This window comes from Mesorhizobium sp. B2-3-13, from assembly GCF_006442195.1.
GTDB classification, from domain to species: domain Bacteria; phylum Pseudomonadota; class Alphaproteobacteria; order Rhizobiales; family Rhizobiaceae; genus Mesorhizobium; species Mesorhizobium salmacidum.
Genome location: NZ_VFVQ01000002.1, coordinates 44,342 through 57,805 on the forward strand (window position 1 = coordinate 44,342; position 13,464 = coordinate 57,805).

Genomic DNA, 13,464 nt, shown 5'->3' on the forward strand with positions numbered 1-13,464 from the left:
TTATTCCAAGGTATCGGCGACACCATGGAACAATCAGTACCCCGGTGCGGGTTCCGACCGCTACGGCTGGAGACACCGTCGCAACCGGATGTCCCTCATCAAACCGACACCAACGCATAATGGACCTTGGTATTGGCCGCGTGCATGGTGGGATGGGGCGGAGCTGCGTCCCGTGAGGCAAACATGCATAAGAAGACGCCAGCCATTCCCTTCGCGGGGTCCGAACTTGGCGAAATGCGGCACGCCTGCGCATTCTTTAACGGCGACGACGAGGCGTCTCGGGTGTTGCTTCCCTTCATGAGGGATGGCTTCGAGCGCGGTGACAAAGTCATCCACGTCGTCAATCCGGGCGAGCGCTGCAAGCATTTGCATCGCCTGGCAGCGGCGGGCGTCGATACAACGGCGGCGGAACAAAGCGGCCAGCTTGAATTTCGCACCAATACCGAAGCCTACATTCGGGACGGTCGTTTCGATCAGGATCGAATGTTGGAGATCTTCGAACAGCTGGCGAGCGGCAACGTCAGAGGCGATTTTCCACTTAGTCGCATTGTCTGCCATATGGACTGGGCTTGTGAGGTCAGATCGCACATTGACGATCTGGTAGAGTTCGAAGCGCGGATGAACGAGGATGGTCGCGTCACGAGGACGCGGTTCATCTGTGTGTACGATCTTGCGAAGTTCGGCGGCAACACGGTCGTCGATATCATGCGGACGCATCCCATGATCGTCATAGGCGGCATACTGCAGCACAATCCATTCTTTGTACCGCCGGAAAATTTCCTTCAGGAACTGCGCCAACGCAGAGCCGGACAGCTGCTTCAGCCAGAAATGGACCTTTAGCATGGAGCCGCCGGTGGAGACCTCCTGGGAGGAAAATCAACGGCTTAAGCGCTCGATGAACGACTTGGTAAGCCTGCTAGCTCTCCCTGCGATCTGGGTAGGTGAGGATCCTGTTCACATCGCAAGCACATTGCTTGACGTGCTAAGCGCCATGTTGCCCGTTGATTTCGTTTATGCACGGCTGTTCGACAGAGATGGCGCATGCCCGAATGAAATCGTTCGGGTCGGCCAGGCCTGTGCATTGGAGATGAGCGAGATAGGCAAAGCCCTCGATCATCTGCTTGGAGAGACGGAATCGAATTGGTCGTCCAGCGCCAGAATGGATGTCGGAGCGGGTGGTGTTTTTCTGGCGGTGGCGCGACTGGGGCTTGAGGGGGAAGCTGGAGTCCTGGTTGTGGGTTCAGCCAGGGCCGATTTTCCCAGCCAGTCCGATCAACTGCTTTTGAGTGTTGCTGCCAACCAGGCGAGCATTGCGCTCCAGGGGGCACGGCAGGCAAGAGATCAGAACCGCCTCGCCAAAGAGCTCGACCAGCGGGTTACAGAGCGAACGAGCGAACTCGTCGCCGCGAATAGAACTCTGATGCTGGAAATTGAAGAACGCCGGCGGACAGAAGAAGCCCTGCGAGAAAGCAAGGAAGCTCTTGCGACGAGCCGGCACGATCTCCAGCTGATTGTCGACACCATTCCGGCCTTCGCTTGGTTGACCCGCCCCGATGGCTATGTCGAGTTTTTCAGCCAGCATTACCTTGACTACGCCGGTCTGTCTGCCGAGCAGTCACAGGGCTGGGGATGGACCGCCATAATGCATCCCGATGACCTGGATGAACTGACCGCCAAATGGCAGGCGTTGATGATCGCGGGTGTACCAGGCGAAGCCGAAGCACGAGTGCGTCGATCTGACGGAACCTTTCGCTGGTTTCTGATCCGCGCCAACCCGTCGAGAGACGAATACGGCAAGATTATCAAGTGGTACGGTGCCAATACCGACATCGACGAACGCAAGCGCGCCGAGGAGAAGGTCATCGATGCTGAGCGCGAGCTTCAAAGGATGATCGACGGTATCCCGGCGCTGGTTGGAGCTTTCCGCGCCGATGGCTCACAAATTTCCAGCAACAAGCGAGGACGCGTTTTCACCGGGCTTTCTTCCGAAGACATCGCAAATGGTGGTTGGAGAAATAGAATCCATCCAGAGGACGTCGAAGCTGAAGAGAACAAATGGCTCGAATGTATCGCGACCGGAGAACCGTTCGAGCTAGAGTACCGAGTGCAGGCGGCCGACGGTACGTATCGCTGGCACATGGCGCGTCGCATACCGATCCGGGACGACGCCGGCAAAGTGATGCGCTGGTATGGTGTGAGCCACGATATTGATGGTCGCAAACAGGCAGAAGCCTTTCTGGCGGGTGAAAAGCGACTGCTCGAGATGATCGCGTCGGGCAGTTCACTGCGTGATGTTCTAAGCGCCTTGTGCACATTCGTCGAAGAGGCTGCCCCTGACTGCTTCTGTGATGTTCACATGTTCGATCAGGATAGCCTGACAATTGCCTACGCCGTGGCTCCTTCCCTGCCTTCAGCCTACAGCGATCCGATCGCGGGTACGCCTCTGAGCGGTGATTTGCTGCCATGCGGCATAGCGGCCGTTGAGAAAGTACAGGTCGTCACCGAGGACATTGAGCGGGATCCTCGCTGGTATAACTCGCCAGTTAGGTCCCATGTGCTGCGACACGGATATAGGTCGGTCTGGAGCACCCCGGTTTGTTCCAAGGAAGGGCGAGTGCTGGCCACCTTCTGCATCATTCAGCGAAAGCCCTCGTCGCCATCACCACACCAGCAAAATCTTATTGCGCATGCCACGCAGATAGCCAGCATCGCCATCGAGCGCTCGCTGACCGAGGCCGCACTCAGGCGGACCGAAACATTGCTTTCCGAAGCTCAGCGTCTGAGTTCGACCGGAGCGTTTTCATGGCGTGTGGATACGGATGAAATCGCGTTTTCCGAGGAGCTCTATCGCATTTTCGAGTTTGACCCTGCGCATCCAGTGACGATGAACCAAATTCTCGACCGAATCCATCCGGACGACATTCCATCCCTATCAACGCACATGGCACGGGTTCGCGCCGGTGAGGGTAATCTGGGCTATGAGATCCGAATACGAATGCCGGACCATAGTGTTAAATTCCTGCGCACCTTCGGCCGCGTCGTGCGTCGCCAAGACGATCGGCTGGAGTGCCTCGCCGCGGTTCAAGACGTGACAGAGTACAGACGCGCAGAGGAGGCGCTTGGGAAGGCCCGGACTGAACTTGCACACGTATCGAAGGTTTCAAGCCTTGGAACCTTGACGGCGTCAATCGCGCACGAAGTCAATCAGCCGCTATCCGGCATTGTCACCAACGCTAGCACGTGCCTGCGCATGCTGGCCGCCAATCCGCCGAATATCGACGGCGCGCTCGAGACGGCGCGTCGTACGATACGCGACGGCAACCTGGCGGCGGATGTAATCGCTCGGCTGCGCGCGCTTTTTAGCAAGAGGGCTCCGATAATAGAGGCTGTGGATCTGAATGAGGCCGTGCGCGAGGTGCTGGCACTGTCGTCAGGAGACATTCGTGACAGTCGCGTGGTTCTGCAATCCCAACTGGCCGAAGGGCTACCGCATGTCACGGGGGATCGAGTCCAACTCCAGCAGGTGATCATGAACTTGTTGCGCAACGCGGCCGACGCCATGAGCGAGATCGAAGATCGTCCCAGGCAGGTCATGATCAGGACCGAGCCGGAGGCGAACGGTCATGTGCGGCTGTCGGTACAGGACACGGGCACTGGATTCGGTCCAGACGGCTCCCACCGTCTCTTCGAAGCTTTCTACACCACCAAGAGTGACGGCATGGGAATAGGATTGTCCATCAGTCGATCCATTATCGACAGTCACTGTGGGCGCCTGTGGGCAGCCGCAAATGATGGGCCAGGGGTTACGTTTTCTTTTTCCGTGCCCGAGTTTTCCGCGGCCCTGCTGATGCAAGATATGGATGTGGCCCATAATGATAAAAAATCAGTGGGGGTTAGATGAAGACTGCGCATGTACTAATTTCTGTGGTCGACGATGACCGGTCCGTGCGCGAATCTTTGCCAGATTTGCTCAAGGAATTCGGTTTCAGCGTGAAGACGTTCTCTTCAGCAAATGAGTTTCTCATATCGGATAGCGTTGATGAGACCAGGTGCCTGATTCTTGACGTAGCGATGCCCGAAATGACGGGGCCTGAACTGCAACTTGAGCTGGCGCGTCGCGGACAGCTAATTCCGATTGTGTACATAACAGCGTGGAAGGATAGCACGGTCCGGCCGCATCTGATGGAGCAGGGTGCGGTTGAGTGTCTGTTCAAGCCTTTCAGTGACCGAGCCCTTCAGGCGGCGCTTAGCTCGGCACTACGTGCACCTTGAACGCGGTGGTTGTTAACGATGTGCGAGAAGGATACTCTGCGATGCATCCGAATTTGGCGACTGAACTGGGCGTTGGGGCAAAGTCGGCATCCATGTCACAAGGAACGCCTGTCGTGTTCGTCGTTGACGACGACATCTCGGTACGTGAATCTCTTGAGTCGCTGATCGGCTCCGCAGGCTGGCGGCCGGAGACGTTCGCCTCGGCGGAGCAATTTCTCAACTGCCCCCCGGCGCTGGTTCCAAACTGTTTGATTCTTGACATCAATCTCCCCAATCTCAGCGGGCTTGACCTGCAAAAGCTTTTGTCTGTCGGTCGCACCGACATGCCGATCATCTTTGTCACAGGCTATGCCGACGTGCCAATGAGCGTTAAGGCAATGAAGGCCGGTGCGGTGGAATTTCTAACAAAACCATTTAGTGACGAAGAGCTCCTGGCGGCGGTTGAGTCAGCGCTGGAATGGAGCAAGACCTCACTCGCTCTTGGTTCGGAATTGCACGAGCTCAGGGATCGGCACGCGTCGCTCAGCCGTCGCGAACAGGAGGTCATGGCACTGGTCGTCTCCGGTCTGTTGAACAAGCAGGTCGGGTTTGAGTTGGGCATCAGCGAAATAACCGTGAAAGCACACCGCGGTCAGGCCATGCGTAAGATGAGAGCTCGCTCGCTCGCGGACCTGGTGAACATGGCTGCGCGGCTCAGCGGTGCTCAATAGCCAAACTGTCTGCGCCAGATCACGCTTCACATGGGACGATTACCGCATGGGGAAGTGTTCAAACGCCACGTGGATCAGTTGCCCCCGTTTACCCAGCTGACGCAGAGGTAAACAGTCCCATCCCTAATGTCACTGGATGGAACTCTCTACGCAAACAAATGGCGGGCACTCGGCCCGCCATCGTTCGGCTCGAACAGGGATCGCGCCCTGGCTTGGAAGATCACGAGCCGGCAAGCGCATTCAAGTCGGCGCAGAACTCCGCATAGGGCTTCGTCATTCCAGCGTCCTGGCATTCCCTCATCATCGCCTCGCGCTTCGTGTTCGGGAGAGTGGCCAGCGCCGCCCTGAACCGCGATCTCATGATGGGACTTGTGTGTCCCGTTTCCCTGATCGAACCGGTATGAAGGGGCTGCAGCTGGTTGATTGGGTCAATGACGTCAAGAGCCCCCGCAGCAGCAATCCCGCTGGACGCCGAAAGAGAAAACGCCGCTCCCAAGCACACACCTCTGATATTCATGATAAACTCCTTCCCTTTGTTGATATGCGTTACCAGCAATATCGGTAGCCACAATGTTTACCCAACCATGGATTCACTGGAGCAAGTCCAGATGGTGTGAAGTATCAACGTTTCTGCGAGTTCACCATTGTTCGATGGTATCGCCGATACTTTGGAATGGGCTGCCGGACAAATGCCCAGATTGGTGCGGGTACCGGCCTTTGGAGTCCCTAATGTCCAAGGCGCCTCTTCGCCAGGAGTTGCCGAGATTCGACTGTAATCGGCGTCGCCGGCGGTTGCCTATACCAACGTGCAATGGATTTATCTCCATTGGGGTCGGATGGTGTCTCAAGCGAGCCTAACGATAGAGCCCGAGGTGGCAGGAACGAGATTGCTGACTCCCTCGGAGCGCCAGCTGGTTGCCGCGACTGCACGTGTCGGAATCGTCGGTGCGCTTCCAGGCACGGCGCAAGCATGGGAGCGCGACCAGCGTATCGAACCGGCGTTGGCTCAGTCCGCCAGGCTAGGCGGGTATGACGGCCGGAGGATGGCGTTCGGCGACGCCATGGCTCGATTGATGCAGTTGACCGGTCTTCGTTTTCGCACGTCCAAAGTGTCCGAAGGCCCAACCCGAGGAGATTGACGTGAGTAATGATGCAATGAGCGTTGCAACTGCGACTGAAATTGCGAAAAGGGCCACCATCGAGATGAAGCTGGAAGCCATCGTCATCGGTGTCTCCGACGTCGATCGCTCCAAGAGTTTCTACAGTCGTCTGGGCTGGAGGCTCGATGCGGACTTTGTCGTCGGCAATGCGTTCCGCGTTGTTCAATTCACCCCTCCGGGCTCAGCGTGCTGCGTGCACTTCGGCAAGGGCCTGACTTCGGCCGAGCCTGGGTCCGCGAAGGTAATTTACCTTGTCGTCCCCGACATCGAAGCGGCACGCGCTGAACTCGTGGCGCGTGGGGTCGACGCTAGCGAGGTGTATCATCGGGCCGGCCCAGGCCAGCCACCTATCGGCGGCCGAGATCCAGAGGCGCGCAGCTATTCGTCTTTTGCCACATTCGCTGATCCCGATGGCAATGGTGGCTGTTGCAGGAGATCACGCACCGATTGCCTGGTCGCGAGGACGCGCAGGACACGACATTCTCGAGTTTTCGGAGCTTGCCGCTGCGTTGCGGCGGGCGGCTTCGGCACATGTCGAGCATGAAAGGCGGACTGGCGGCCAGCGTGACGACAACTGGCCCGACTGCTACGCGCAGTTCATGGTGGCGGAACAAACCGGTGGCCCGCTGCCGACATAGTGGCCACGCGCGGAGATTTCCAATCCTGCGAGCGATAGCTCCGGTGTCGAAATTCCCCGGGGCAAATCAAAGGTCGAGAACGACGTCCCCATCGGGCTGCGAACAGCAAATCAGCGCATTGGCCGTCGCCGGCGGGTCGATTGGCTCGGGGCTATAGGTGACGGTCCCAGTGACGAGTCCCGTCTCGCAAGTATGGCAGACGCCAGTTCGGCATGACCATCGCGTGGGCACGTCGCAGGCTTCGGCAAGTTCAAGTAAGCTCTGAAACCGTGATCCCCAGCGGACGCTCAAGCCACTCCGGGCAAAAGAAACACGGGGGCCCGCGTTGGGAGCTTCAACCAGCGGATGCGGCGATCGCGATGGATCGCTGGCTATCCCGGGCGTCGTCGAAGGACCTGGGCCAAACACTTCGGTATGGATTCTTGCAGGGGCGACGGCGCGTGTGGCAAGACCGGCAGTCATGCCACTCATGAACACCGATGGTCCGCAGATGTAGAAGTCGGCATCTGGCGGCACACCCAGATCTTGGAGTGCGCGCACATCCAAGCGTCCGATAGCGTCGAAATCGACACCTAACCTGTCCTCGCGATCGGGCGAACTGTAGCGTATGTGGGAATGGCTGCGCGTCAAGGCCTCAAGCAGGTTTCGGGCCTCTTCGGCGAAAGGATGCTCGCGACCGCAATGGGCCCCATGGAACCACCAAACTTCTTGCGTCGACGCTCGGGCTGCCAATGCGTGAAGCATCGACATCATGGGCGTAACGCCCACTCCGGCGCTCAGCAGCACTATCGGGCGATCCTCGTCCCCGAGAATGAAATTGCCCCGTGGCGCGCTCACGTCCAGGAAATCTCCAACCTGGACGCTCTCGTCTATAAACGTGCTCGCCTCGCCATGCGGTTCCCGCTTTACGCTTACCCGATAGCACCGATCCCCGGGCGCACTCGACAAAGAGTAACTGCGCATAACAGCCGGCCCGTCGGCCGAAACCGCGAGGCGCAGCACGACGAATTGGCCGGGGATGGCGGCGTACAGATGTGAGTCATCCGTAGGCTCGAGGATCAATGAAACCACAGTCCCGCTTTCATGGACCTTGCGAGCCACCTTCAGCGGCCGGAACCCCGGCCATGCTGGTGGCCGTCCGGAGACAGGGTCCAGACCGGCATTTCCCGTCGTGGTTCCCTTCTCCCCTTGTGCGAGAAGTGCTCGGAAGGATCCTTGCCAACCAGGACTCAGCGCGGGAATGCGCAGTGCGCGCTCAAGCTGGCTCCGCGGATGGCTGGGCGTGTAAAGCAGCGCGTCCACCTCGGAGACCGTCATCGCCTCTGGGCCGATTTCCACCCGAGTGATTTCATCTCCCGCCTGAACCTGGCCTTCTTCCAGTACGCGCAGGTAAAAGCCAGGCCTGCCGTGCGCGACCAGCAGCGCGGCCATACGCGGCTCATTCATCCGGATGCCAACACGGTAACAGGTGACGCGCGGCTGCGTCACTTCCAACAGCGCGCTGCCGATGCGGTAGCGATCGCCAATGCAAACCTCACGATCCGGCAAGCCATCGACCGTGAAATTCTCGCCAAATTGCCCGTAAACGAAGTCGTTTCGACCTAGCTCGCTTTGCCAGAACCGATAAGAGTCTATTTGATAAACCAGCACGGCGCGTTGTTCGCCACCGTGCCCCGCGATATCTCCTTGCCCGTCGCCATCGATGTTGAGCCGACGCACCTGGCAGGGGCCCTCGACTGGCGCTTTCCAAACGGCGGTGTCGACGATCTTGCCTTGCCATGGAATGCCGCGCGGCAATCCCACATTGACCGATAGCAAGCGAGCCATGTTCCCTCTTCTTCGTCAGCGTCGCGGGCTGCACCGCTCGCCAACATTTCACCGAGGATGCCTTCAGGGTTACCACCAAAAGTACCATCGCGGGCCCGCCGATGCGACCGAGACCAAAGTATTGGAGATACCATCGTCCAATATATTCTGGCTCGTGGCGCTGCCACAGTTTGTTCTGCTGAAGTGACGGATGGGTGTTGTCGTGGTCACGATTTTGCAGATGGTAATCTCGTGTCAGGGATAAATGTATCTTTCGGCTTCCGCTTTGGTTCAAAATTCGGAGAACATGATAATGTCTCATCACTATTCAGGCCCTGACTTTGGCTTTCCTCGTGGAGATGCACGTTTGGACCTCACTGACATTTATGCCTTCCCCAAACCGGGAGACGCGAGCAAGTCGATCCTCATCATGAATGTGCATCCATCCTCGACGGTGATTGATCCACATTCCACAACCGTAGAGCCATTCGCCCCCGACGCGGTGTACGAGCTGAAGATCGACACAAACGGCGATGCAGTCGCCGATGTCGCGTATCGAGTGAATTTTGTGTCCTTGTCGGAAGGAAGGCAGATCGCCTCTGTGAGTCGTGTGGAAGGCGCCTTAGCAGCTGGGGCCGACGACGGCGGGGAGGTCGTCGTCACGGCCGCACCAGTCTCGAGAGGAAGCGACGCCCAGGTAACGGAAGCAGGCGATTACCGTTTCTTCGCGGGTTGGCGAAGCGAGCCGTTTTTCTTCGATACTCTCGGCGCCGTCGCGGATTTGCAATTCACGGGTGCTGATTTCTTTGCCGACAAGGATATCTGCAGCATCGTGCTGGAAGTAGCCAATTCCGCGTTGGGCTCAAAGCCCATCGGTCTATGGGCTCGCATCTTGGACAGACAGGGCGACCGTTGGATACAGGTTGAACGTGGTGCTCGACCCCAGCAGGCAGTGTTCCTCCCCGGCGAGCAGAGAGAGGACTATCTCTCTGCCGAGCCGGCAGACGACAACCAGTTCATCAAGACGTTCGCGCACACCCTTGAGCACTCGGGAGGATACCGGCCTGCTGAAGCAGAGCGCGTGGCAAGAACACTGCTTCCCGACATTCTCGTTTACGACCCGTCACGACCTGCGTCATTCCCGGAAAACGGCAGAAGCCTGACTGACGATGCCGCGGATTTCTTTATGGCCATTTTCACGAACGGCGGGGTTCCGGGGGATGGAGTGGGGCCGCACCGCGACCTGCTTGCCGAGTTCCCGTACCTGGGGTCGCCGCACAACCCGCACCTTTGAGGGTTGGAGATGTTCCCTGGGTGTTGTTCGGTCCACTACCCGGCCGAACGCCGCTCGTGTGCTTCACTGAGGAGACAGACATGCGATTGATCCTGATTTTGATAACTGTAACCCTCGCCTTGGCAACGCCAACCTTTGCCCACCCCGGCGTTGATTCCGTCGTTTCCTTTAACGCAGGGTTGGGTCATCCCCTCACGGGCCTCGATCACATCACGGCCATGGTGGCCGTCGGGATGTGGGCCGCCGCCAAGGGAAACCGTGCGCTCTGGGTGTGGCCGTTGACCTTCCTTGTGGTGATGCTGATTGGCGGCGCTCTTGGCCTGGCGCACATCACTGTGCCGTTGGTGGAGCCCGGCATCCTGGCTTCGGTGATCATCCTGGGGCTCATGGTGGCGTCGGCGGTAAATCCGCCGGTATGGATCGGAGCTGCCATCATTGCTCTTTTTGCGCTGCTGCATGGTCACGCCCATGGAACTGAGTTGCCTGAGACCGTGAATGGGGTTGAATTCGTTGCGGGATTTGCGTCTGCCACCGCGGTCTTGCAAGCAATCGGAATCGGATTGGCGCTCGCCTTGCAGCGCTCTGCGTCAGTTCCCCTCAGTCGCGCGAGCGGCGCGCTCTGCGTCGCGATCGGGGCGGGTCTGTACGCAGGAGTTCTTTGAAGCGGGGCCAAGCAAGAGCCGTTTCTGGCGTCAGATTCATTGCTGGATTGCAGCACAAGTGGCGCTGTGTGGCTGGGACTGACGCAAGAACTGTCGACCGGGCAAACGGAGGAATGGAATGTCAGGACCAGAGATGGATGATGACGTGTCTCTCAGCCCAGGCGTCGTTCCTGGGGGTCGCGTGCGTTCGCAGTTATCCACGGCGGGGGTGGTCCATGACCTCGGCAATCTCATCCAGGTGGCTTCCTCTGCGTTGAACCATCTGGCTCGCGAGCCCAGCATCTCAGCGGTTCCGGGAATTGATATTGTAATTGCCGGTGCCAGAACCGCGTTGGATCGAGCGGGCGGCCTTGTCAGGCAGACGATCAAGACGGCCCGGGAGATTCAGGGCAATGTCGAGCATGCGAACATAAGCGTGTGCCTGGTCGAGATCGAATCTCTTGTCCGAAGTGCTCGATATGAAAATGTTCGTTTTGAGTTTCGGGTAGATTCCAACCTCCCTTTGGTAAGGTGCGATCGGGCAGGCTTGCAGAACGCGGTCCTGAACCTTGTGTTCAACGCTCGTGACGCAATGCCTGACGGCGGTTTGATCTCAATCGACGCCTTTGCCCCGGAAAGCCTTCGTCAGGTCGCCATTCGCATTCGGGACAGCGGAATTGGAATGACCGGCGAGACAGTGGTCCGGGCATTTGATCCCTTCTTCACGACAAAGGGCGGTGGCTTTGGCGGTGTCGGCCTGCCGATGGTGAAACGTTTCGCCGAAGAGTCCGGAGGAAGCGTCCATATCGAGAGCGTACTCGGGATGGGCACAACCGTGACATTGCGATTGCCCGCAACAAGCTGACGAAGCACTGCGAGCGGTCCAATCGCGACTGCGGCCGGGCACCGGGTGTGCTGTGACAATCCCCTATCACCACGAGCCGGAAACCGTGAGGAGCAACAATGGAAAAGCCGTCCATATCTGAAGGCATTACACCACTGAGTGGGTTGGCGTTGGACGAAGCGGTGGCATCCGCGCACGAGGGGATGATCCCTCCGCCCATGGAAAAATCTCTGATAGCGCGGTTTCCCGCTTCGTTCTTTGCGATCGGCCTGGGGACAAGTTCCTTCGCTGGTTCGTGGCAGTTAGCGCATCAGCTCTGGGCGGCTCCGGAGGGGATTGTTGTGGCATTGGTGTTGCTTGCGGCGTGTCTGTGGGCAGTCCTTCTGACGCTCTACATTCTGAAGTTGTCGCTGGCTCCAATGGCGCTGCGAGCAGAGCTCGCCAATCCCGTTCAGAATTGCTTCCCTGGTCTGGCGGGCGTCGGCATGATGCTCACTGCAGTGAGCATGTTGCCCTACAGCAAGATTGGGGCAGTCGTGCTGCTTTCTACGGGAGGTGTGCTCGCAGCAAGCTACGGCATCTGGCGGACCCAAATGATCTGGCGGGGGACGATTTCGATGTCCGACGCGACCCCTGCCCTATACTTGCCGGTTGCCGCGGCCTCTTTTGTCCTGAGTATTGGCTTGTCGACATTTGGCTGGTTTGACTGGGCCGAGCTGGCGTTAGGGGCGGGACTCTTCTCATGGCTGGCGACCGAATCGCTATTGTTTGGCCGGCTCTATTTTGGTGAGCCGCTAGCCAGCCAGATCCGATCGACGATGGGTGTCCAACTGGCGCCGCCGGCGGTGTGCTCACTGGCCTACGCTGATTTGTCGGGTACCGCTGGAGACGTGTTCGTCCACTCCCTCGTGGGTTACGCGCTTCTGCAAGCAATTGTCGTTGGCGCCATTCTCTCACGGATCCTACGACGCTTCTCCGCCGGACTTTGGAGTGTCAGCTTCGGGGCCACAGCATTGGCAACGTCAATTGAAAAGCTGGCTGTTCGAGGCGACACGAATGTTGCGACGGTCCTTGCTCTGCCGGTTTTTGTTGGCGTCAACCTGCTTATCCTGTGGCTAACCGTCAGAACGATCATTTCGGCTATCTCCGGTTCTCTACTGCCTGTCGCCCAGGAGGAGAAATGATCCCGTGTGCAAATTCCGCCCTGCAATAGCGGCCACGTATAGCCGTGCTTCGTGGGTCTGAAGGGCCGCGACTTGGTAGGTGCTTCGGTCGGCACTGCGACGTTCCCTTGCCACGGGCTGCTCACAACTGCCGATTTGCAAAGGAGACGCCCGCGCAGGATCGGCAGCCAAGGAAGGTCGCGAAGATTTGAACTTTGTCTCAATGGGAGTCCCGGATGACCCAAGCAATCGTAGCGGATCAAATCTATGCAATGCCCCCGCAAAAGGGCTTTACCGTCGCGCATTTTTTGACAGTGGCCGACATCGGTCGTTCGGCGCGGTTTTACGAGAAGGTCTTCGGAGGCCGCATTCTGAGCCTGGGAGATAGCAGTGGTGCGCCCGGCTACATTCAGATCGCGAATACTTGGCTGATCGTAAACGTCGGGGGTGGGCCTACCCCCGACAAACCGTCCGTCATGCTTGATGTTCCCGGCGATCCCAATTTAGCCAGCAGCTTTCTGAACATTCGCGTTGCCGATATCCACGGCTGCCATGAACTATGGCAAGCCCGAGGTGCTGAATTCATTACCGAGCCGATGGAGAAGTACGGCGAGACGCGCTGCTACATTCGCGATCCAGACGGCTATATCATCGAAGTGGGTCAAAGTGAGCCAGGGGTCGTATTTGGTTAGCCAGGGAGGCGCAAGGCCAGACTGCACGACGAGGAGAGCAAGCATGCTGCCGAGTGGTTGGGTCAAAGCTTGTGACGAGCAGCCTATCGGTCCTGCGACTGATCTGCGGCCCGGGCGCTTCGATGGGAAATCGATGTCAAGTATCGGCGGCGTGGTTCTGATATTGGAGGAGCCAATGTCAAGAGCGTCATTGGCGAGACGTGGCCCGTACAGAACGCCGGCTGCCGCTTTTTCTCGCCTCCCG

At 58.4% G+C, this 13,464-nt stretch carries 11 protein-coding genes and 1 pseudogene; 10 read left to right on the top strand and 2 right to left on the bottom strand.

What is annotated here, in order from left to right; all coding sequences use genetic code 11:
• Window positions 1-183: 183 nt before the first annotated feature.
• The 4 genes from FJ941_RS02635 (at window position 184) to FJ941_RS02650 (ending at window position 4,982) form a co-directional block, all read left to right on the top strand.
• Window positions 184-840, top strand: a complete 657-nt coding sequence (locus FJ941_RS02635) for an MEDS domain-containing protein (RefSeq protein WP_140502859.1) — start codon at window positions 184-186, stop codon at window positions 838-840.
• 1 nt (window position 841) lies between these two features.
• Window positions 842-3,901 (top strand): PAS domain-containing protein, encoded by a 3,060-nt coding sequence (locus FJ941_RS02640; RefSeq protein WP_140502861.1) that lies wholly within the window; start codon window positions 842-844, stop codon window positions 3,899-3,901.
• A complete protein-coding gene (locus FJ941_RS02645; RefSeq protein ID WP_140502862.1) occupies window positions 3,898-4,272 on the top strand; it encodes a response regulator in 375 nt (124 codons plus the stop codon). Before FJ941_RS02640 ends, FJ941_RS02645 begins: the two co-directional genes overlap by 4 nt.
• A gap of 92 nt (window positions 4,273-4,364) precedes the next feature.
• Window positions 4,365-4,982, top strand: a complete 618-nt coding sequence (locus FJ941_RS02650; RefSeq protein WP_140503445.1) for a response regulator — start codon at window positions 4,365-4,367, stop codon at window positions 4,980-4,982.
• A gap of 220 nt (window positions 4,983-5,202) precedes the next feature.
• Here the strand turns inward: FJ941_RS02650 and FJ941_RS02655 are convergent, their stop codons facing one another.
• The gene (locus FJ941_RS02655; protein ID WP_140502864.1) at window positions 5,203-5,499 is read right to left on the bottom strand and encodes a hypothetical protein; all 297 of its coding nucleotides are present in this window, start codon (window positions 5,497-5,499) and stop codon (window positions 5,203-5,205) included.
• A 638-nt stretch (window positions 5,500-6,137) separates the two neighbouring features.
• On the opposite strand from FJ941_RS02655, the pseudogene FJ941_RS02660 reads away from it, so the two are divergent.
• Window positions 6,138-6,780 (top strand): annotated as a pseudogene (locus tag FJ941_RS02660) (VOC family protein).
• A gap of 66 nt (window positions 6,781-6,846) precedes the next feature.
• Here the strand turns inward: FJ941_RS02660 and FJ941_RS02665 are convergent.
• Window positions 6,847-8,607, bottom strand: coding sequence for an MOSC and FAD-binding oxidoreductase domain-containing protein (locus tag FJ941_RS02665; protein WP_140502866.1), 1,761 nt, complete (start codon window positions 8,605-8,607; stop codon window positions 6,847-6,849).
• Between the two features lie 346 nt (window positions 8,608-8,953).
• On the opposite strand from FJ941_RS02665, the gene FJ941_RS02670 reads away from it, so the two are divergent.
• The 5 genes from FJ941_RS02670 (at window position 8,954) to FJ941_RS02690 (ending at window position 13,220) form a co-directional block, all read left to right on the top strand.
• Window positions 8,954-9,880, top strand: coding sequence for a DUF4331 family protein (locus FJ941_RS02670; protein ID WP_181169702.1), 927 nt, complete (start codon window positions 8,954-8,956; stop codon window positions 9,878-9,880).
• 80 nt (window positions 9,881-9,960) lie between these two features.
• Window positions 9,961-10,542: a HupE/UreJ family protein gene (locus tag FJ941_RS02675; RefSeq protein WP_140502870.1), complete on the top strand. Its 582-nt coding sequence runs from the start codon at window positions 9,961-9,963 to the stop codon at window positions 10,540-10,542.
• Between the two features lie 133 nt (window positions 10,543-10,675).
• The gene (locus FJ941_RS02680; RefSeq protein WP_224530512.1) at window positions 10,676-11,386 is read left to right on the top strand and encodes an ATP-binding protein; all 711 of its coding nucleotides are present in this window, start codon (window positions 10,676-10,678) and stop codon (window positions 11,384-11,386) included.
• A 98-nt stretch (window positions 11,387-11,484) separates the two neighbouring features.
• Complete coding sequence (locus tag FJ941_RS02685; RefSeq protein ID WP_140502873.1) at window positions 11,485-12,549, top strand: dicarboxylate transporter/tellurite-resistance protein TehA; 1,065 nt, start codon at window positions 11,485-11,487, stop codon at window positions 12,547-12,549.
• 215 nt (window positions 12,550-12,764) lie between these two features.
• Window positions 12,765-13,220: a VOC family protein gene (locus FJ941_RS02690; protein ID WP_140502875.1), complete on the top strand. Its 456-nt coding sequence runs from the start codon at window positions 12,765-12,767 to the stop codon at window positions 13,218-13,220.
• The last annotated feature ends 244 nt before the right edge of the window (window positions 13,221-13,464 follow it).

What these genes read in the sequence shown, in the direction of transcription:
- FJ941_RS02635 (WP_140502859.1), top strand. Translation starts at nt 184, where the DNA reads ATGCATAAGAAGACGCCAGCCATTCCCTTCGCGGGGTCCGAACTTGGC.
- FJ941_RS02640 (WP_140502861.1), top strand. Translation starts at nt 842, where the DNA reads ATGGAGCCGCCGGTGGAGACCTCCTGGGAGGAAAATCAACGGCTTAAG.
- FJ941_RS02645 (WP_140502862.1), top strand. Translation starts at nt 3,898, where the DNA reads ATGAAGACTGCGCATGTACTAATTTCTGTGGTCGACGATGACCGGTCC.
- FJ941_RS02650 (WP_140503445.1), top strand. Translation starts at nt 4,365, where the DNA reads ATGTCACAAGGAACGCCTGTCGTGTTCGTCGTTGACGACGACATCTCG.
- FJ941_RS02655 (WP_140502864.1), bottom strand. Translation starts at nt 5,499, where the DNA reads ATGAATATCAGAGGTGTGTGCTTGGGAGCGGCGTTTTCTCTTTCGGCG.
- FJ941_RS02665 (WP_140502866.1), bottom strand. Translation starts at nt 8,607, where the DNA reads ATGGCTCGCTTGCTATCGGTCAATGTGGGATTGCCGCGCGGCATTCCA.
- FJ941_RS02675 (WP_140502870.1), top strand. Translation starts at nt 9,961, where the DNA reads ATGCGATTGATCCTGATTTTGATAACTGTAACCCTCGCCTTGGCAACG.
- FJ941_RS02680 (WP_224530512.1), top strand. Translation starts at nt 10,676, where the DNA reads ATGGATGATGACGTGTCTCTCAGCCCAGGCGTCGTTCCTGGGGGTCGC.
- FJ941_RS02685 (WP_140502873.1), top strand. Translation starts at nt 11,485, where the DNA reads ATGGAAAAGCCGTCCATATCTGAAGGCATTACACCACTGAGTGGGTTG.
- FJ941_RS02690 (WP_140502875.1), top strand. Translation starts at nt 12,765, where the DNA reads ATGACCCAAGCAATCGTAGCGGATCAAATCTATGCAATGCCCCCGCAA.